The 16,516-nt window shown below is 67.2% G+C and carries 17 protein-coding genes; 13 read left to right on the top strand and 4 right to left on the bottom strand.

The features are described 5' to 3' along the window. Nucleotide 1: 1 nt before the first annotated feature. Nucleotides 2-745 (bottom strand): sulfite exporter TauE/SafE family protein, encoded by a 744-nt coding sequence (locus ACZ5YA_RS20885; RefSeq protein ID WP_118932329.1) that lies wholly within the window; start codon nucleotides 743-745, stop codon nucleotides 2-4. Between the two features lie 229 nt (nucleotides 746-974). On the opposite strand from ACZ5YA_RS20885, the gene ACZ5YA_RS20880 reads away from it, so the two are divergent. From ACZ5YA_RS20880 to ACZ5YA_RS20865, 4 genes are all read left to right on the top strand, one after another. Beyond that, nucleotides 975-2,507: a hypothetical protein gene (locus ACZ5YA_RS20880; protein WP_059377097.1), complete on the top strand. Its 1,533-nt coding sequence runs from the start codon at nucleotides 975-977 to the stop codon at nucleotides 2,505-2,507. A gap of 174 nt (nucleotides 2,508-2,681) precedes the next feature. Next, nucleotides 2,682-4,142 carry an aldehyde dehydrogenase family protein gene (locus tag ACZ5YA_RS20875; protein WP_059377100.1) on the top strand — a complete coding sequence of 487 codons (1,461 nt, stop codon included), beginning with the start codon at nucleotides 2,682-2,684 and terminating at the stop codon, nucleotides 4,140-4,142. Nucleotides 4,143-4,180: 38 nt separating this feature from the next. Then, the gene (locus ACZ5YA_RS20870; protein WP_059377103.1) at nucleotides 4,181-4,660 is read left to right on the top strand and encodes a GlcG/HbpS family heme-binding protein; all 480 of its coding nucleotides are present in this window, start codon (nucleotides 4,181-4,183) and stop codon (nucleotides 4,658-4,660) included. Nucleotides 4,661-4,672: 12 nt separating this feature from the next. Then, a complete protein-coding gene (locus ACZ5YA_RS20865; RefSeq protein ID WP_464091171.1) occupies nucleotides 4,673-5,680 on the top strand; it encodes a 2Fe-2S iron-sulfur cluster-binding protein in 1,008 nt (335 codons plus the stop codon). Nucleotides 5,681-5,698: 18 nt separating this feature from the next. Here the strand turns inward: ACZ5YA_RS20865 and ACZ5YA_RS20860 are convergent, their stop codons facing one another. Further along, nucleotides 5,699-6,136, bottom strand: a complete 438-nt coding sequence (locus tag ACZ5YA_RS20860; protein ID WP_059377110.1) for a universal stress protein — start codon at nucleotides 6,134-6,136, stop codon at nucleotides 5,699-5,701. A 239-nt stretch (nucleotides 6,137-6,375) separates the two neighbouring features. On the opposite strand from ACZ5YA_RS20860, the gene ssuE reads away from it, so the two are divergent. From ssuE to ACZ5YA_RS20815, 9 genes are all read left to right on the top strand, one after another. Further along, complete coding sequence (gene ssuE, locus ACZ5YA_RS20855) at nucleotides 6,376-6,996, top strand: NADPH-dependent FMN reductase (RefSeq protein ID WP_118932332.1); 621 nt, start codon at nucleotides 6,376-6,378, stop codon at nucleotides 6,994-6,996. Nucleotides 6,997-6,999: 3 nt separating this feature from the next. Next, nucleotides 7,000-7,491 (top strand): ABC transporter permease, encoded by a 492-nt coding sequence (locus tag ACZ5YA_RS20850; RefSeq protein ID WP_118932333.1) that lies wholly within the window; start codon nucleotides 7,000-7,002, stop codon nucleotides 7,489-7,491. Beyond that, nucleotides 7,488-8,384 (top strand): ATP-binding cassette domain-containing protein, encoded by an 897-nt coding sequence (locus tag ACZ5YA_RS20845; protein WP_118932334.1) that lies wholly within the window; start codon nucleotides 7,488-7,490, stop codon nucleotides 8,382-8,384. Before ACZ5YA_RS20850 ends, ACZ5YA_RS20845 begins: the two co-directional genes overlap by 4 nt. A 63-nt stretch (nucleotides 8,385-8,447) precedes the next feature. Next, nucleotides 8,448-8,663, top strand: coding sequence for a TOBE domain-containing protein (locus ACZ5YA_RS20840; protein WP_054455309.1), 216 nt, complete (start codon nucleotides 8,448-8,450; stop codon nucleotides 8,661-8,663). Between the two features lie 122 nt (nucleotides 8,664-8,785). Beyond that, nucleotides 8,786-10,219, top strand: a complete 1,434-nt coding sequence (locus ACZ5YA_RS20835) for a DUF3300 domain-containing protein (RefSeq protein ID WP_251878614.1) — start codon at nucleotides 8,786-8,788, stop codon at nucleotides 10,217-10,219. A gap of 23 nt (nucleotides 10,220-10,242) precedes the next feature. After that, nucleotides 10,243-11,091 (top strand): DUF2950 family protein, encoded by an 849-nt coding sequence (locus tag ACZ5YA_RS20830; RefSeq protein WP_240633235.1) that lies wholly within the window; start codon nucleotides 10,243-10,245, stop codon nucleotides 11,089-11,091. A 173-nt stretch (nucleotides 11,092-11,264) separates the two neighbouring features. Continuing rightward, nucleotides 11,265-12,245: a YVTN family beta-propeller repeat protein gene (locus tag ACZ5YA_RS20825; protein ID WP_013391071.1), complete on the top strand. Its 981-nt coding sequence runs from the start codon at nucleotides 11,265-11,267 to the stop codon at nucleotides 12,243-12,245. 127 nt (nucleotides 12,246-12,372) lie between these two features. Then, the gene (locus ACZ5YA_RS20820) at nucleotides 12,373-13,107 is read left to right on the top strand and encodes a polysaccharide deacetylase family protein (RefSeq protein ID WP_118932354.1); all 735 of its coding nucleotides are present in this window, start codon (nucleotides 12,373-12,375) and stop codon (nucleotides 13,105-13,107) included. A gap of 2 nt (nucleotides 13,108-13,109) precedes the next feature. Continuing rightward, nucleotides 13,110-14,117, top strand: a complete 1,008-nt coding sequence (locus ACZ5YA_RS20815) for a sterol desaturase family protein (RefSeq protein WP_280016742.1) — start codon at nucleotides 13,110-13,112, stop codon at nucleotides 14,115-14,117. Between the two features lie 96 nt (nucleotides 14,118-14,213). On the opposite strand, the gene ACZ5YA_RS20810 is transcribed toward ACZ5YA_RS20815, so the two are convergent. Then, complete coding sequence (locus ACZ5YA_RS20810; protein ID WP_059377136.1) at nucleotides 14,214-14,717, bottom strand: acyl-CoA thioesterase; 504 nt, start codon at nucleotides 14,715-14,717, stop codon at nucleotides 14,214-14,216. A gap of 50 nt (nucleotides 14,718-14,767) precedes the next feature. Further along, the gene (locus tag ACZ5YA_RS20805; protein ID WP_464091170.1) at nucleotides 14,768-16,234 is read right to left on the bottom strand and encodes a DUF1254 domain-containing protein; all 1,467 of its coding nucleotides are present in this window, start codon (nucleotides 16,232-16,234) and stop codon (nucleotides 14,768-14,770) included. Between the last annotated feature and the right edge of the window lie 282 nt (nucleotides 16,235-16,516).

Genomic DNA, 16,516 nt, shown 5'->3' with positions numbered 1-16,516 from the left:
ATCAGTGTCCCCAAAAAGCCTTGGCCAGCACGCCCAGCGCGCCCAAGGCGCATACCGCCAGCAGCACGCTGCGCACCGCGCGCGGCGGCAGGCGGTGGCGCAGCCGGTTGGAGACCGCAAAACCGGCCAGCAGGAAAGGCGCCAGGCTGAGCGCCAGCCCGGCGTGATAGCCCGTATACCGCTTGGCCCATGCCAGCATGGCCAGCGAGAAGATCGATCCCAGGAACAGCACCATGCCCAGCGTGGCGCGCAGGCGCGGCGGCGCCGCGTGCTGCATCACGATGGCGATGGGCGGTGCGCCCACCGAGGTCATGGTGCCCATGATGCCCGAGGCCACGCCCGCGCCGGACACGCGTCCGGGCGTGGCGGAAAAGTGCAGGCCGGCCGCGCTCAGCGCCACGGCCACCAGGATCAGGGCGGCGAACAGCACCCCCAACGCCTGCGGCGCGAAGCGCGTCATGGCGTAGATCGCGATCAACGTGCCGACGGCGCGGCCCGCCAGCGCGTAGGACACCGAAGGCCAGTCGATGGCGGCCCGCTCGCGCAACGCGGTCAACAGCGAAATGAAACCGCCCAGCGTCAAGAGCGGCCCCGGCGCCAGCTGCGGGAAGAACATGGCCGCCACCGGCGCGGCGAACATGGCGAAGCCCACGCCGCCCACGCCCTGTGCGATCGCGGCGCCGAACACCACGGCGGCCATGGTGGCGTACTGGAGGAGATCGGGGTACGGCAGGGAGGATGTCATGCCCGGCTTAATCGTTACTATGTATACGATAGTCTATCCAGGATTTTTCTGAATTTCATGAGATGCTGCAAAAACTAGGGTAATCCCCTGATTTTTAGGCGTTATTCATGGGTTTTTCAGAATTATCGCTTTCCCTAGGCGCTGCATATTTTGATTGGTATGGCTACAAACGAAATATAGTATACCGAACGTGGCGCCATAACAGCCACGCATACAAGGGGAATAGCACATGCAAGCGGACGTAGTGCTCAACGCTGCTCATTGGATGTACCTGATCAGCGTGGCCGCCATCATCCTGACGATGATTCTGCGGGCCAACGTGGTGGTGCCGTCGGTGATCGGCACCTTTCTGGTGGTGCTTGCCATCACGGGCAATCCGATCAGCGCCCTGATCGGCATTTTCTCGGCCAGCTTCGTGGCTGCGAAGGAGCTGTTCAACATCTTCCTGGTGATCACCTTCATGACGGCGCTGCTCAACGCGCTGAAAACCCTGCAGGCGGACGTGCGCATGGTGCAGCCGTTTCGCCGCGTCATGCGGGGCGGACATTCGTCCTTTCTGATCATCGCTCTCTGTACTTATGTGATCTCGCTGTTCTTCTGGCCCACGCCTGCGGTGCCGCTGGTGTCGGCCATCCTGCTGCCCGCTGCCATCGCGGCGGGCCTGCCGCCCTTGGCGGGCGCCATGGCCATCGCCATCGCCGGACAGGGCATGGCGCTGTCCTCGGACTACGTGATCGGCGTGGCGCCCAGCATCAGCGCCAAGGCTGCCGGGGCGGCGGTCAGCGCCGCCGTGGTCGCGGACCGCGCGCTGGTGCTGTCGCTCATCACCGGCGGGGTCGCGCTGGTGGCGGCCTACCTGCTGATCCGCAAGCACATCGTGCCGGCCGACGCCGGGCTCCTGTCCGCCTGGCAGGCACGGGCGCAGGACGGCAGCCTGGCCCGCATCGAGCAGTCCGGCTCGTTCGACAAGGCCGAGCTGGCCCGCGGCACCATGGGCGCGGACCCCGCGCTACCCAGCGGCCCGGCCCTGAGCGACGAAGAGCGTCGCCGCGTGCGCTGGTCCAAGACCTTTGCCGTCGTGACGCCGCTGGCCTTTCTGGCCGTGATCGCGGTCATGGTGCTGCCGCGCCTGTTCCCGTCCCTGCCCGCGCTGCGCGGCGGCGACGCGGCGGCGCTGGTGGGCGGGGTGGCCTTCGTCGTGATGATGCTGGTGACCCTGGCCGCGGAAGGCCCGCGCAAGATGCTGGACGTCTGTCCGGAGCACGTCACCGACGGCTTCGTGTTCGCCTTCAAGGCCATGGGCTCGGTGTTGCCGATCGCGGGCTTCTTCTTCGTGGGCGCCAATGAGACCGCCGCGCAGATCCTGGGCGTGCCGCAAGCGCAGGCGCCGGGCCTGCTGTTCGAGGTGATTTCCGCCGGCCAGCACCTGATTCCCGAAAACCACTTCCTGGTGGCCTTTGGCGTGCTGCTGGTCGGCATGATCACCGGCATCGACGGTTCAGGCTTCGCGGGCCTGCCCTTGACCGGCACCCTGTCCGGCGCCCTGGGGCCGGTGGTGGGTGTGGACCCGGCGACGCTGGCGGCGGTGGGGCAGATGGGTGCGGTCTGGACGGGTGGCGGCACGCTGATCGCCTGGTCCTCGCTGATCGCGGTGGCGGGCTTTGCGCGGGTCAACGTGCTGTCGCTGGTGCGCGCCCTGCTGTTGCCGGTGCTGCTGGCGCTATTCGTCTCGACGATCTGCGCGGTGCTGATCTGGAGTTGATACCGGTTTGTGGCGCTGCCTTGGGGTCCCTGCGGGGACCCTTTTTTCCAGGGGGGGCGCCCTGAAGCAGGGGTTTACACGTATCGATCCATATTGATTAAAGTATACAATGTTCATAAGCCAACCCGCCCAGGCAATCGCGGCCAGCCGGGCGCAGATTAAGGAACAGCTCCCGTGGACGACCTCTCGCAGCAAACATTCCTGAACCACATCGGCGGCAGCTGGGTGCCCAGCGGCACCGGCAAGACGGCGCCCAACATCAACCCGGCCGACACCAGCGATATCGTGGGCCGTTTCCAGGTGTCGGACGCGGAAGACGCCCGCCAGGCGGTGGCGTCCGCCGAAGCCGCCTTCGCCGGCTGGCGCGATACCCCGATTTCCAAGCGCGCGGCCATCCTGTTCCGCGCGGCCCAGTATCTGGAAGACCACGCCAACGACATCGCCCGCGAACTGACACGGGAAGAGGGCAAGAGCCTGAACCTGGCCAAGGACGAGGTGCTGCGTTCGGCGCAGACGATCCGCTTCTACGCCGTGGAGGGGCAGTCCTTCACGGGCGAGACCTATCCCAACGACGACCCGGACATGGTGGTCTACAGCCAGCGCGAGCCGCTGGGGGTGGTGACGGTGATTTCCCCCTGGAACTTCCCCATCTCCATTCCCGCCCGCAAGATCGCCCCGGCGCTCATCACGGGCAATACCGTGGTGTTCAAGCCCTCGTCCGACGCGCCCATGTCGGGCTACCGCCTGACCGAAGCCTTCGTCCAAGCCGGCCTGCCGGCCGGGGTGCTGAACTTTCTGACCGGCCCGGCCGGCGCGGTGGGCGAGGCCATTACCGGCGCGCGCGCGGTGCGGGCGATTTCCTTTACCGGCTCCACTGCCGCGGGCGAACAGATCCACCGGACCGCGGGCCTGACCACCCGTACGCAGATGGAGTTGGGCGGCAAGAACCCCTTGATCGTGCTGGCGGACGCCGACCTGGACCGCGCCGTGGACCTGGCCGTGAAGGGCGGCTTTTCGCTCAGCGGCCAGGCTTGCACCGGCACCAGCAGGGTGCTGGTGGACAAGCGCGTGCGCCAGGCCTATACCGACAAGCTATTGGCCCGCATCAAGGCGCTGACCATCGGCAACGGCCTGGACGGCAACTTCGATCTGGGGCCGCTGGCCACGGCCAAGCAGCTGGACAACGTGCTGGGCTATGTGGCGGCAGGCAAGCAGGAAGCCACCCACCTGTACGGCGGCGACCGCCTGACGGGCGCCGGGTTCGAGCGCGGCTATTACGTGTCGCCGGCGCTCTTCACCGACGTCACGCAGCAGATGCGCATCGCCCGCGAAGAGATCTTCGGCCCGGTGATCGCGCTGATCGAAGTGGACGGCTACGAAGACGCCATCGCCAAGGCCAACGACACCGAATACGGCCTGTCGGCCGCCATCGCCACCACCGATGCGCGCTATGCGCACCGCTTCGCCCGCGACATCCAGGCCGGCACGGTGAAGATCAACCGGACCACCACCGGCAACCTGATCAACGCGCCGTTCGGCGGGCTCAAGCATTCCAGCACCTCCACGTTCCGCGAATCGGGGCGGGTGGGCCTGGAGTTCTACACGCAGATCAAGACCGTCTACCGCGCCGGCTGAGGCCGCGGCTCCCAATCGCAAGCAGAAGAGGTATCCCCATGAAGCAGGTCTATCGTCTGGAACTGGAAGAAGCGCGCGTGATGGTCCGCGCGGCCATCGCAAAATCCGAGGAAATCGGCGTGCTGGAGTCGATCTGCATCGTCGACGACGGCGGCTATCCCATCGCCCTGGAGCGCATGGACGGCGCCCGCATCACCGGCCCGCAGATCGCCTGGAACAAGGCCTTTACCGCCGCCGGGCACAAGCGTTCCACCCATCTGTTCAACACTCCGCCCAACGGTCCGGCGCTGCCTGGCAACGAGGCCTTCGGCATCCAGTGGAGCTTTGACGGCAAGTTCGCCGTGTTCGTCGGCGGCTTTCCCATCGTGGTGAACAACGAGGTGATCGGGGGCGTGGGCCTGAGCGGCGGCAACGGCGAACAGGACACCAAGGCCGGCCTGGCCGCGCTTGCCGCGCTGGCGGCGCTGCTGGAGCCGCGCGGCATGAAAGTGCTGGTCGAGGCGGATATCAAGAAATAAGCGAGGCCGGCCATGGCATACCGCGTGCACATCCTGCAAACCGACGAATCGTTCCAGGTCGAAGAAGGCGAATCCGTACTGCAGGCCGCCGAGCGCTCGGCGGTGAAGCTGCCGCACGAGTGCACCTTCGGCGGCTGCGGCACCTGCCGCATCAAGCTGGAGTTCGGCGCCGTGGAGTATGAAGAGTTCCCCATGGCCCTGACGCCCGAAGAAGCGGCCGAAGGCTACGCGCTGGCCTGCCAGGCCCGGCCGCTGGGCGATCTCTGCATCAGCGTGGCCAGCAGCCGGCAGTCGTTTCCCGAACCGCGCCGCCTGCCCGCCACCATCCACCGCATCGAACGGTATTGCGACGACGTCATCCACCTGACGCTGGCGCTGCCCGAAGCGGGCCTGGAGTATGTGCCGGGCCAGTACATGAACGTGGTGCTGCCCGACGGCGAGACGCGCAGCTTTTCCATGGCTTCGGCGCCCGCCGGCAACCTGGTGGATTTCCACGTGCGCCGCATTCCAGGCGGCCGCTACACCGACCAGTGGCTGGGCCAGGCGCAAGCCGGCGCCGGCATGGAGATCGAAGCGCCGCTGGGCGTGTTCAGCTACCACGAGGAAGACTGGCGGCCGCTCATCATGATGGCCACCGGCACGGGCATCGCGCCGATCAAGGCCATCCTGGAATCGCTGCTGGACAACGAGGACTGCCCGCCCGTCACGCTCTACTGGGGCATGCGCACCGAGGCCGACCTCTACCTGCGCGACGTAATCGAAAGCTGGGCAGGGCGGCTGTACGAATTCAACTTCGTGCCGGTGCTGTCGCGCGCGGGCGCGGACTGGCAGGGCCGCCGCGGCCACGTGCAGCAGGCGGTCCTGGAAGACCACCAGGATCTGTCCGAGCACGCCTTTTACCTGTGCGGCGCGCCGGACATGATCCACCAAGCCAAGAGCCTGCTGGCCGCGCGCGGCGCCAGCCTGGACCACATGTATTCCGACAGCTTTACCTTCCAGCACGCGCTGGCCGCCGCCTGAACGGCCGCGCCTGCCGGATTATCGGTACACCAGCACCGGCAGTCGGGTGCGCGCCAGCACGCGCTGGGTTTCGCTGCCCAGCAAGAAGCCCGTCATGCCGTGGCGACCGTGCGAACCCATGATGATCAGGTCGCAGCCTTGGTTCTGCGCCGCCTCGACGATGGCTTCGTGCGGATGGTCGTTGACCGTGACCACGGCGTTGCACGGCACCAGCGCGTGGCGCGCTTCCATCTCCAGGTTGTCCAGGTAGGTTTGCGCGTTCTTGCGCGCCTGGTCGGTGTGGTGCGCCTGCGTGGTGCCCAGCATTTCGGCCTGGTAGACCAGCAGATGGTCCTCCGGAATGGCGCGGATGAGCGTGATGGTGGCTCCCATTTCCTTGGCGAAAACAAGAGCGCGCTTGAAAGCCGATTCAGACAGCAGGGAGCCATCCACGGCGACGAGCAGGTGCTTATACATGTTGCCTCTCCTTTCGAAAAGGAATCGGGAGCAACTAGCCAATCCAGTATAGGCTCGCCGCCTGGTGCAAGCCAGTCCTGCATACGGACGAGAGGGCGGGCTGTGCTTTTCGCATATTTCCCAAAGCGGCCGAACCTGCGTTTCAACATAACCTCATATCGACTAAGTATTTTTCGACGCAGCGCGGCGATGACAGAATCGGTTCGACTCCTTGAACCCACAGCCGCAAACAACCTTCCATGTCATCGCCACGTCACCAGGCTCACGCCCGTGTACTCGCCATCGCCGGCAGTCCGTCGCAGCGCTCCCGTTCCGCGGTGCTGCTGCGGCACGCCGCCGGGATCCTGCAGCCGCGCGGGTTGAGCGTGGGCGAACTGGGCTTGCGCGATATCCCCGCCGAAGACCTGATAGAAGGCAATTACGCCGGCGCCGCGGCCAACGCGCTGCGTGCCCGCGTGGCGGCGGCAGATGCGGTCGTGATTTCCTCGCCGGTCTATCAGGCCTCCTTTTCCGGCGGGTTGAAGGCGGTACTGGACCTGCTGGATCCGAAGGCGCTGGCCGGCAAGGTGGTGTTGCCCATCGCCACGGGCGGCAGCCCGGCGCATCTGTTGGCGCTGGAGTACGGCTTGAAGCCCGTGCTGTCGGCGCTGGGTGCGCGCCACATCCTGGCGGGCGTCTACGCCACCGATACCCAGGTACGCGTGGACGAGTTCGGCGCGGGCGAGATAGACGGGGAAGTCCGCCGGCGGCTGGAGGACTCGGTGGAGCGCCTGTCCGAGCTGGTATTGCCGCGCGCCGCCGTTTCCAACCCATCCTACGATCTGGGCCGGCTCGCGCTAGCGGGCGGCTTCAGCGTCTGACCGATGCGCCGCACCCGCGTCCGCGCCGCTCCCGACACGCCGGCCTTGCCTTGGCTGGGAGGCGCGTTGCTCGCGGCGCTGTGGCTGGGCGGCAGCGAGACGGCCAGGCAGGCGCTGCCGGCGCTGAGCCTGCTTGCACCGCTCCTGTACCAGGCGGTGCGCGGCATACGCGCGGCGGATCCGGCGCTGGTCGACACCGGCCGGTCCCATGACCTGAGCGGCTGGTCTCTTTATTGGCATGTGCATCTGCCGGGCGCATTGCCGTTCATCCTGACGGGCTTGAAGCAGGGGCTGGGACTGCTATGGCTGACCCTGATAGCACTGGAACTGTTCGCGACGCCGACTGCGCCGGGAATTCCGCAATGGCTGGGCAACGGTCCGCCGGACGTGACGATCCTGCTGCTGGCGATTGCGCTCTACGCGGTCCTCAGCTTGGGCTCGGGGGCGCTGGTAAGCGCGCTGGAGCGCTGGCTGCTGCGCTGGAGGCCGCGATGATGTTCATCAATCCCAATGAGTTCGAACTGCTGCAGCACCTGGACGTGCGCCAGCGTACGGAGCCGGACGAAATGCCCGAGGCCGAGCCGCGAACTGCGCTGCGCGTAACCTTGCGCAAGCTCGCCAAGCGCCATGGCGACCGCATCGCATTGCAGGCGTTGGACCTGGAGATTGCGGCCGGCGAGTTCGTGGCCGTGGTCGGGCGCGCAGGCAGCGGCAAGAGTACCTTGCTGCATCTGCTGGCCGGCAAGCTCGCGCCCAGCGGCGAGCAGGGCGGCGAGCCGGCCCGTCCGCCGCTGCTGTTCGACAATTTTCCCGTCTGGGAGCGTGACGGCCGCGTGCGCCTCCTGCTGCCGGACGCGCGCCTTCTGCCCTGGAAGACCGTGCTGCACAACGTCGCCCTGGGCCTGCCCGGCACGGCGCAGGCGGCCGAAGCGTTGCGCCAGGTGGGCCTGGACGGCCGCGGCGGCGACTGGCCCGCGCAGTTGTCCGAGCCGCAGCGCCAGCGCGTGGCGCTGGCCAGGGCCCTGGCGCGCCGTCCCGGCCTGTTGCTGCTGGACGAACCGTTTCAGGGGCTGGACGCGCTGAGCCGCATCGAGGCGCAGCGGCTGCTGGAGGATATCTGGCGCCGGCAGGGATTTACCGCCGTGCTGGCGACCCACGACGCGGCCGAGGCCGTGGCGGTGGCGGATCGCATCCTGGTGCTGGACGAAGGCGGCGTGGCGCTGGACGAGCGCGTCGGCCTGGCGCGTCCTCGGGTGCGCGGCTCGGCCGCATTCGCCGCGCTGGAGGCCCGCGTGCTGCGCGCCGCGTTGCGTCTGCAAGACACGCCGGACGCCGCGCGGCCCTTGGCGCCCGTCATCCAGATCCGACACCTGCGGCTGGCGGTCTGAGACCGCGCTCGGCGATTCCCCCATGGGCGGCATGACGCCGCTCTTCACTCCAGGAGCAAGACCATGAGCATTCAATCCATCAACGCCCGCAACCAGTTCCGCGGCAAGATCAAGGAGATCATCCTGGGTCCGGTGGTGTCCGAGGTGGACGTGGATACGCCGGCCGGCATCGTGACCTCGGTGATCACCACCCGGTCGGTCAAGGAACTGGGCTTGGAGGTCGGCACCGAGGTGCTGGCTTTCGTCAAGGCGACCGAGGTTTCCGTCGCCAAACTGTGAACCGAAGCAGATCCGCGCCGGCGCTTCCCCTGCGCCGGGGTTAGGCATATATTGTCAGCGCGATATCCGGCAGTTCCTCCTGGCTTGTGGCTTTACGCTTGGCGATTCACGGAGAACGGAAAATGCGTCGACTGCAACGATGGTTCATCGGCTGGTTATGCCTGGGGTTGGCTGTCTGCCTTCCCGCCACGGCGCAGACCAAGCTGGACAACGCGCAACTGGATCAATTGATGGCGCCCGTGGCGCTGTATCCGGATTCGCTGCTCTCGCAAATCCTCATGGGCGCGACCTACCCCGACGATGTCGCGGCGGCCGCCAAATGGTCGGCCGCGCATACCTCGGAATCCGGCGACCAGGCCGTCAAGGCGGTCGAGGGCGAATCCTGGGATCCCAGCGTCAAATCCCTGGTGGCCTTCCCGTCGGTCATGGACATGATGGGCCGCCAGCCGGACTGGGTGAAATCCGTGGGCGACGCCTTCCTGGCGCAGCCCGACGCCGTCATGGATTCGGTCCAGAGGCTGCGCGTCCAGGCGCAGAAGGCCGGCAACCTGAAGAGCACGCCGCAGCAGAAGGTCACCTCCAGCACGACCAACGACAAGACCGTCGTGGTGATCGAGCCGGCCGATCCGCAGGTCGTGTACGTGCCCAGCTACAACCCGACGGTGGTGTACGGCACCTGGGCCTACCCCTCCTATCCGCCTTACTACTACCCGCCGCCTCCGGGTTCGGTGTTCGCCACCTCGCTGGTGGCCGGCATCGGCTTCGGCCTGGGCGTGGCTGCGGTCAACTCCATGTGGGGCGGGTTCGATTGGGGGCATAACGACGTCGACATCGACGTCAATCGCTACAACAACATCAACGTCAACCAGCGAATCGACCGCAACAACATCAACAACAACAACAGGACCACCTGGCAGCACAACCCGGCCAACCGCGGCAACACCCCGTATGCGGACCAGGCCAGCCGCCAACGTTTCGACAGCCAGCGTCAGGCTGGCGTGCAGAACCGGGCGCAGGGCCAGGGCGGCCGCTCGCCGGGCGCGGCGGCAGCGCCGAACTCCCGCGATGCCGCGCGCCAGCGCGCGGCGCAGTCGTTCGAAGGCCGCACCGGGCAGTCCATCCCCGGCCATGCCGAACCGGGCGCGGGGCGCGGCCAGGGGGCGGGCCGAGGCGATGCTGCGGCGAACCGCGGGCAAGGCCAAGGGCAACAACGGGCTGGACAAGGCGGGCAGGGGGGGCAAGGGGCTCGCGACCGGGCGCAAGGCGGCGGGCAGGCGCAGCACAACCGGCCGTCCAACAGCGTGTCCACGCAGGACCGTCAAGCTGCAGCCCAGCGCCAGCGCGCCGACGAAGCGGCCGCGCGCGATCGTGGCCGCGCCTCCAATAGCGCCAACGCGCTGAGCGGCGCCGGCAACGGCGACCAAATGCGGCAGCAGCACACGCGCAGCGAGATGAACCGCGGCGGCGGTGGCGGCGGTCCGCGCGGCGGCGGACACGCAGGCGGCGGACGCGGTGGTGGTGGCGGCGGCGGCGGACATTTCGGCGGCCGGAGATAAGCACCATGGACAAGGGAACTCTCATGACCATTGCTCGTTTGCGCGCGCTGGGCGCCGCGTCGCTGCTGGCGCTGGGCCTTGCGGCCCCCGCCGCGGCGCAAAGCCTGTATCCGAGCCCGCAGGCCGCCGCCGACGCCTTCGTCGACGCCATGGCCACTGGCGACCTCGACGGACTGGCCAAGGTGTTGGGGCCGAATCACAGCAAGATCGTGCCGGGCGGCGTGGCGCAGGACGACATCTACCGTTTCCTGGCGGCCTGGTCGCGCAAGCACGAGATCGTGGCCGATGGCGGCCGTTCCTGGCTGGCGGTCGGGGATTCGGGCTGGACCCTGCCCGTGCCCATCGTGCGCGCCGGGCAGGGCTGGCGTTTCGACCCGGCGGCGGGCACGGCGGAAATCCGCCGCCGCGCGATCGGCCGCAACGAACTGACCGCCATCGAGACCCTGCGGGAGCTGCAGGCCGCGCAAGGTCGTTACAAGGACGGCGTGGGCCAGGGGCGCTACGCGAGCCGCCTGGTCAGCCGTCCGGGGCAACGCGACGGGCTGTACTGGCCCGAGGTGCCGGGCGCCCCGCAGCAGGCCTATGGCTTGGACGCGCTCAGCATGGGGCCGGAGGTGCCGCTGGACGATGCTTATTACGGCTACCGGTACAAGGTGATACCGGGCGCGGACGGCGGCTCGTATCACATCGTCGCCTGGCCGGCGCGTTACGGGCAGACCGGCATCGACTCCTTCGTCGTCGGCCCCGACGGGCGCGTGTTGGAGGCCGACCTGGGACCCTCGTCCGCAGCGCGCGCCGCGGCCTTGCGGGAACGCGATATCCGTGCCGGAACCTGGACCGATGCCGACGTGCAACCCGTTGGCAGCAAATGATTTTTCCGGTTTTCGGGGAGTAATCGGCGTACGCCTGTTGCTGGGTCGCAACAGGCGTGTCCGTTTGTCCGGCTGGCACGGCACGATGCCCTTTTGTCAGCCCGCTGTGCCTAAAATGGCGAGCACCGGGACCCTGCCCGATACCCCTTTGCCGGACCTAGAAATTGAACCCCATGCATTTTGTCCGCTACGCCCTGTTCGGCGTAGGGATGGCGCTTAGCGCCGCGGCCGCCTCGGCCCCGATTTTCGTCCTGAACTCCCTGGACGCCAACGTCAGCATCGTTGATCCGGCCACCTACAAGGAATTGCGGCGCGTGCCCACGGGCAAAGAGCCGCATCACCTGTACCTGACCCCCGACGAAAAGTCGCTCATGGTGGCCAACGCCACCAGCGATTCGATCACGCTGATGGATCCCAAGACCGGTGAAGTGCAGCGCACGCTGACCGGCATCGTCGATCCCTACCAGCTGCAATTCTCGCCGGACATGAAGTGGTTCGTGACCGCGGCCAACCGCCTGGACCACATCGACATCTATTCCTGGCATCCGCTGGAAAAGGGCTTCGACCTCAAGCTGGTCAAGCGCATCCAGGCCGGCAAGACGCCCAGCCACATCATGATCGACAAGAACAGCACCACGGCCTACGTGACGCTGCAGGACAGCGATCAGCTCATTGCCATCGACCTGGCCACGCAGACGCCGAAATGGACGGTGTCGGTGGGCAAGACGCCCGCCGACGTGTTCCTGACGCCCGACCAGAAGACGTTGCTGGTGGCACTGACCGGCGACTCCTACGTCGAGGCCTACGACGTCAGCAACGGCCCGGCCAAGCTGGTGACGCGCATCAAGACCGCCGCGGGCGCCCACGCCTTCCGCGCGCAGGGCGACCACCGCCACCTGTTCGTCAGCAACCGTACCGCCAATTCCATCAGCCGCATCGACCTGCAGACGCTGGCCGTCACCGATACCTTCCCGGTGCCGGGCGGTCCGGACTGCATGGACGTGCTGGCCGACGGCAAGACCCTGCTGGTCACCTCGCGCTGGGCCCGCAAGCTCACCGTGGTGGACCTGGAGCAGAAAAAGGTGGTCAATCAGGTGCCGGTGGGCAAGTCGCCCCATGGCGTCTGGACGCTGAACCATGCTCCCACGCGGTAGCAAGAGCCCCCACGCCGCGCCCGCTTGCGCGGGCTTGCTGCCCCCCAAGGGGGCGGTTTTGCCTTGGGACGGCCCGGCGGCAAAACGCCTCCGCGCGGCGGTCGTGTTCGCGCTGGCCTTTCCCGCCATGGGAATGGCCGCGCCCGCTACCTGCGACAAACCGGTCTACCTGACGTTCGATACCGGCCACATGGGCGTGGCCCCGCTGATCGCCGACGTGCTGGCCCGACACAACGTCAAGGTGACGTTTTTCCTGGCCAACGAGCGCACGCTGACCGACGGCTCCAGCCTGGACGACGTGTGGGCGCCCTGGTGGAAAGCGCGCGCGGCCGAAGGCCATGTCTTCGGCTCGCACACCTATGACCACGTCTATTGGCAGGCGGATCTCCCCGACGGCAAGTTCCGCGTCAAGCCCAGCGCCGGTCCGGACGCGGGCAAGCGCGCCGAATGGACGCCCGAGCAGTATTGCGCCGAGATCAAGCGGTCCGTCACCCGTTTCCATCAGATGACGGGCAAGAACATGCTGCCGATCTACCGCGCGCCGGGCGGCAAGACCTCGCCCGCGCTGCTGAAGGCGGCCAAGGCCTGCGGCTTCGAGCACGTGGGCTGGGCGCCCGCCGGTTTCCTGGGCGACGAACTGCCCAGCGACAAATACCCCAACGCCCGCCTGCTGGACCAGGCGCTGCGCACCATCAAGCCCGGCGACATCCTGCTGGCGCACCTGGGCATCTGGTCGCGCCAGGACCCCTGGGCGCCGGCCGTGCTGGAGCCGCTGATTGAAGGTTTGCAGCGCAAGGGCTATTGTTTTGCTACCTTGGATACGCATCCGTCCTACCGCGATTGGATCGCTACGCATCATTGATCATGGATACGCTTAGTCAATTGTTCGGAGAGTGCCAGCAATGGCTCTTCGAAACGGCGATTCAGCCCGCGCTGTTCCACCTGGGCATGAGCAACTTCATCGAGGACGGCTACGACGCCACCATGTGGTTGTTGGTCGGCCTGCTGCAGGTCGCCGTGCTGGTGCTGGTGTTCGGCCCGCTGCAGCGCCTGCGTCCGGTCGAGGCCGTCACCGACCGCCGCCAGATCGGCATCGATGTGCTCTACACGCTGATCCACCGGTTGGGCGCTTTCCGGCTGGTGCTGTTCTTCACGGTGGAGCCGCTATGGGATAGCGTGTTCGGCCAGTTGCACGTCTGGGGGTTCGCGCCGTTCCAGCTGGACCAGTACTGGCCCGGCGTGACGGACAAGGCCTGGGTCAGCCTGATCATCTACCTGTTGCTGTTCGACGCGGTGGACTACTTCTACCACCGGGCCCAGCACCGTTTCGGCTGGCTCTGGGCCTTGCACGCCGTGCACCACAGCCAACGCCAGATGACCATGTGGAGCGACGACCGCAACCACCTGCTGGACGACATGCTGCGCGACGTGCTGGTGGTGTTCGTGTCGCAGCTGGTGGGCGTGCCGCCGGCGCAGTTCGTCATGGTGGTGGCCATCACCCAGTTGGCGCAGAGCTTCTCGCACGCCAACCTGCGCATGCATTTCGGCGCCATCGGCGAGCGCCTGCTGGTCAGCCCGCGCTTTCACCGGCACCACCACTCCATCGCCTACGACGCCTCGTCGCCGGGACCGGTGGGCGGCTACAACTTCGGCGCGCTGTTCCCCATCTGGGATGTGCTGTTCCGCACCGCCCGCTTCGGCGTGGGCTACGGCCCCACGGGCATCCATGACCAGCAGGCGGAGCTGGGCGGACGCGATTACGGCCGCGGCTTCTGGTCGCAGCAGTGGCTGGGCTTGAAGCGCATGGTGGGCCGCGATCGCGAACCCGCCGCCGCGCCGCCGTCGCCTCCGGCCTCGGCGGAACGCGCCTGAAGCCGGTCTGGCCTCAGAGGCCGCGCATGAAAGACCACGCATGAAAAAACGAGCCCGCTGGGCTCGTTTTGCTTTGGGCGTGCAGGGAATCCCGTGTCAGGGCTGCGCGTCGTGCGTGGTTTCCCGCTTGATCTCGCCGTGCCTGCGTTCCATTTCCTGGCGTAGTTCGCGGCGCAGCCGGGCGGCTTCCATGCGCTGTTTTTCTTCCAGGTTGCGCGGTTCCAGCGGCGGCACCGCGGTCGGCGCGCCCTGCTCATCCACCGCAACCATCGTGAAATAGCAGCTATTGGTATGGCGCACGAGCTTCTTGCGGATGTCCTCGGTGACGACCTTGATGCCGATTTCCATGGACGTGCGGCCGGTGTAGTTCACCGCCGCCAGGAAAGTCACCAGTTCGCCCACGTGGATGGGTTCGCGGAACACGACCTGGTCCACGGACAGGGTCACCACATATTGGCCGGCGTACCGGCTGGCACAGGCGTAGGCCACCTGGTCCAGGTACTTGAGGATGGTTCCGCCGTGCACATTCCCTGAGAAATTCGCCATGTCCGGCGTCATCAGGATGGTCATCGACAATTGGTGGCTAAAGGCTTCGTCCATGGCGGGCGTTCAATCTTGGATAAAACGCCTATGGTAGCGGCAGGCGCCTGTCATGGCTGCGTCTTTTCAGCGGCTTCCGGGGATTCTTGCGGGGTGTCTTCGGGCGGGGTGTCGCGCAGCAGGGCGGGCGGCGTCCACAATCCGTCCAGCAGCGCGGGTTCGGGCGCATAGACGCGCAGCAGCACGCTGACTGCGCCGGCTGCGGGCAGCGGCAGCCAGTTGGACTGTTCCTCGGGCGCGGGCGGCGCATGGCTGATGCGCAGGTCCAGCGAACCGTCGGCGTTGTACCGCAAAGGATCACGGTCGCCCAGCGCGTAGCGGTTCAGCGGATTGGCCGACGGCATGCCTTGCGCGTCGTAGGCCGCCAGCGACCACAGCGCCGCGGCGGGCGGCAGTTGGCCGTTTTCAAAATGCAGCGTGTAGCCGCGCGCGCCATCCAGCGGTGCGCCCTGGCTGTCGGCCGCCAGCAGCAGCACGCTCAGGTCTTCGGGCAGGCCCGCGCCTGGCTGCGCCTGCGCCGCCAGGGCGCGCCGCAGATAGGAATTGCCGTAGACGCCGATGCTGGCGGTTTCCTGGTGCCAGCCGTTGACGCTGCGCACCGTGGCGCCGGCCGCCGCCGTCATGCGCTCGCGCGCCGCCCGCAGGCCGCGGCGCAAACCCTGTTTGGCGGGATGGTCGAGCTGGGCGAAGTCGAACGGCCGGCCGGCGGCCAGCCCGGCGCCGCGCAGCCTGGCCAGCACGGGCTGATCGGTGGCATGCGGCGGGTTCTTGCGCAGCAGCTCGGCCGCATATTCGAAGTAGGCGTCGGTCGGCATGGACTCGACCTGCTCGCGCACCGGGATGCGCAGATTCAGGGAGGGATCGGCCTTCGCCCGCTGCGCTTGCACGGGCAGGTTCCATTGCGCCAGCGGCGTCAGCTGGAAGCCGTCTTGCAAGACGTGGACCGCGGGGTAGTCGGCGGGTCCATCCGCCTGGATCAGATTCTTGGCCCATACGTAGGCCGTGGGCGCGTCGATGCGCGCCATGCCCGAGGGCAGCACGCCGCTCCAGCCCGGCGGCACGATCACGGTATTGCCCTTGGCCGTGCCGGTGCTGCGCTTGCCCAGCGTGGCGAATACATCCGTCCACATGTCCAGCAGCGTCAGCGCATAGAGCCGGCCTTGGGTATCCGGCACCGACAGCACCACCGGCCCGGACGTCAGGTCCAGCCAGCCGACGCTGCGCAGCATGTCCGGATTGGCCCAGGGCGTGGCCGCGCCCGGCTGCGGCAGCGCCCGTGCATGCAGAAAGGTATTGGCCGGCGCGCCCTCGGCGCCGCGGGACGGGTGGGTGAACTGGCGGCGGGTCAGGTCCATCGTGACCAGCGGGTAGAAGTAGAGATAGCCTTCCATGCCCGCTTGGTGGGCGGCTTCGGTGGCGGCCGCGGCGGGAGTCAGGGCGGCCGGGGCCGCGCGGGTCAGCGTGGCTGGCGCGAGCGTGGCGGTGATGGACAAGGCCAGGGCAACAAGGCGGCGCATCGGCGCTCCTACGGTCATGCGGGAAAGAAGGCTGGCGGCGCGGCCTCCCCCAAAAAGGGAGGGTCGGCGGGCCAGTCCAGGCAGCCGCAGATGGTAGCAGCCGGCGGATCATCCAAAATCTGCGAAAACCTCCGATTTGGCCGCTAAATCTCAGACATAAGGAAGGTCGTCCTTAAGACGGGTCCCATGGCGTACCCGTCCCGCAAAGCCTATACTTGGAAAAATATCCTTGGAATTCGTAGGGCTTTTGCTTCGGCCAGCCAACGGCTTCCTTCATTTCAC

It is taken from the genome of Achromobacter sp. JCM 18799 (assembly GCF_055395645.1).
This window is presented reverse-complemented; position numbering and strand designations above follow the sequence as displayed.

Coding starts and splice junctions, on each gene's coding strand:
- ACZ5YA_RS20885 (WP_118932329.1), bottom strand. CDS start 745: ATGACATCCTCCCTGCCGTACCCCGATCTCCTCCAGTACGCCACCATG.
- ACZ5YA_RS20880 (WP_059377097.1), top strand. CDS start 975: ATGCAAGCGGACGTAGTGCTCAACGCTGCTCATTGGATGTACCTGATC.
- ACZ5YA_RS20870 (WP_059377103.1), top strand. CDS start 4,181: ATGAAGCAGGTCTATCGTCTGGAACTGGAAGAAGCGCGCGTGATGGTC.
- ACZ5YA_RS20865 (WP_464091171.1), top strand. CDS start 4,673: ATGGCATACCGCGTGCACATCCTGCAAACCGACGAATCGTTCCAGGTC.
- ACZ5YA_RS20860 (WP_059377110.1), bottom strand. CDS start 6,136: ATGTATAAGCACCTGCTCGTCGCCGTGGATGGCTCCCTGCTGTCTGAA.
- ssuE (WP_118932332.1), top strand. CDS start 6,376: ATGTCATCGCCACGTCACCAGGCTCACGCCCGTGTACTCGCCATCGCC.
- ACZ5YA_RS20850 (WP_118932333.1), top strand. CDS start 7,000: ATGCGCCGCACCCGCGTCCGCGCCGCTCCCGACACGCCGGCCTTGCCT.
- ACZ5YA_RS20845 (WP_118932334.1), top strand. CDS start 7,488: ATGATGTTCATCAATCCCAATGAGTTCGAACTGCTGCAGCACCTGGAC.
- ACZ5YA_RS20840 (WP_054455309.1), top strand. CDS start 8,448: ATGAGCATTCAATCCATCAACGCCCGCAACCAGTTCCGCGGCAAGATC.
- ACZ5YA_RS20835 (WP_251878614.1), top strand. CDS start 8,786: ATGCGTCGACTGCAACGATGGTTCATCGGCTGGTTATGCCTGGGGTTG.
- ACZ5YA_RS20830 (WP_240633235.1), top strand. CDS start 10,243: ATGACCATTGCTCGTTTGCGCGCGCTGGGCGCCGCGTCGCTGCTGGCG.
- ACZ5YA_RS20825 (WP_013391071.1), top strand. CDS start 11,265: ATGCATTTTGTCCGCTACGCCCTGTTCGGCGTAGGGATGGCGCTTAGC.
- ACZ5YA_RS20820 (WP_118932354.1), top strand. CDS start 12,373: ATGGGAATGGCCGCGCCCGCTACCTGCGACAAACCGGTCTACCTGACG.
- ACZ5YA_RS20815 (WP_280016742.1), top strand. CDS start 13,110: ATGGATACGCTTAGTCAATTGTTCGGAGAGTGCCAGCAATGGCTCTTC.
- ACZ5YA_RS20810 (WP_059377136.1), bottom strand. CDS start 14,717: ATGGACGAAGCCTTTAGCCACCAATTGTCGATGACCATCCTGATGACG.
- ACZ5YA_RS20805 (WP_464091170.1), bottom strand. CDS start 16,234: ATGCGCCGCCTTGTTGCCCTGGCCTTGTCCATCACCGCCACGCTCGCG.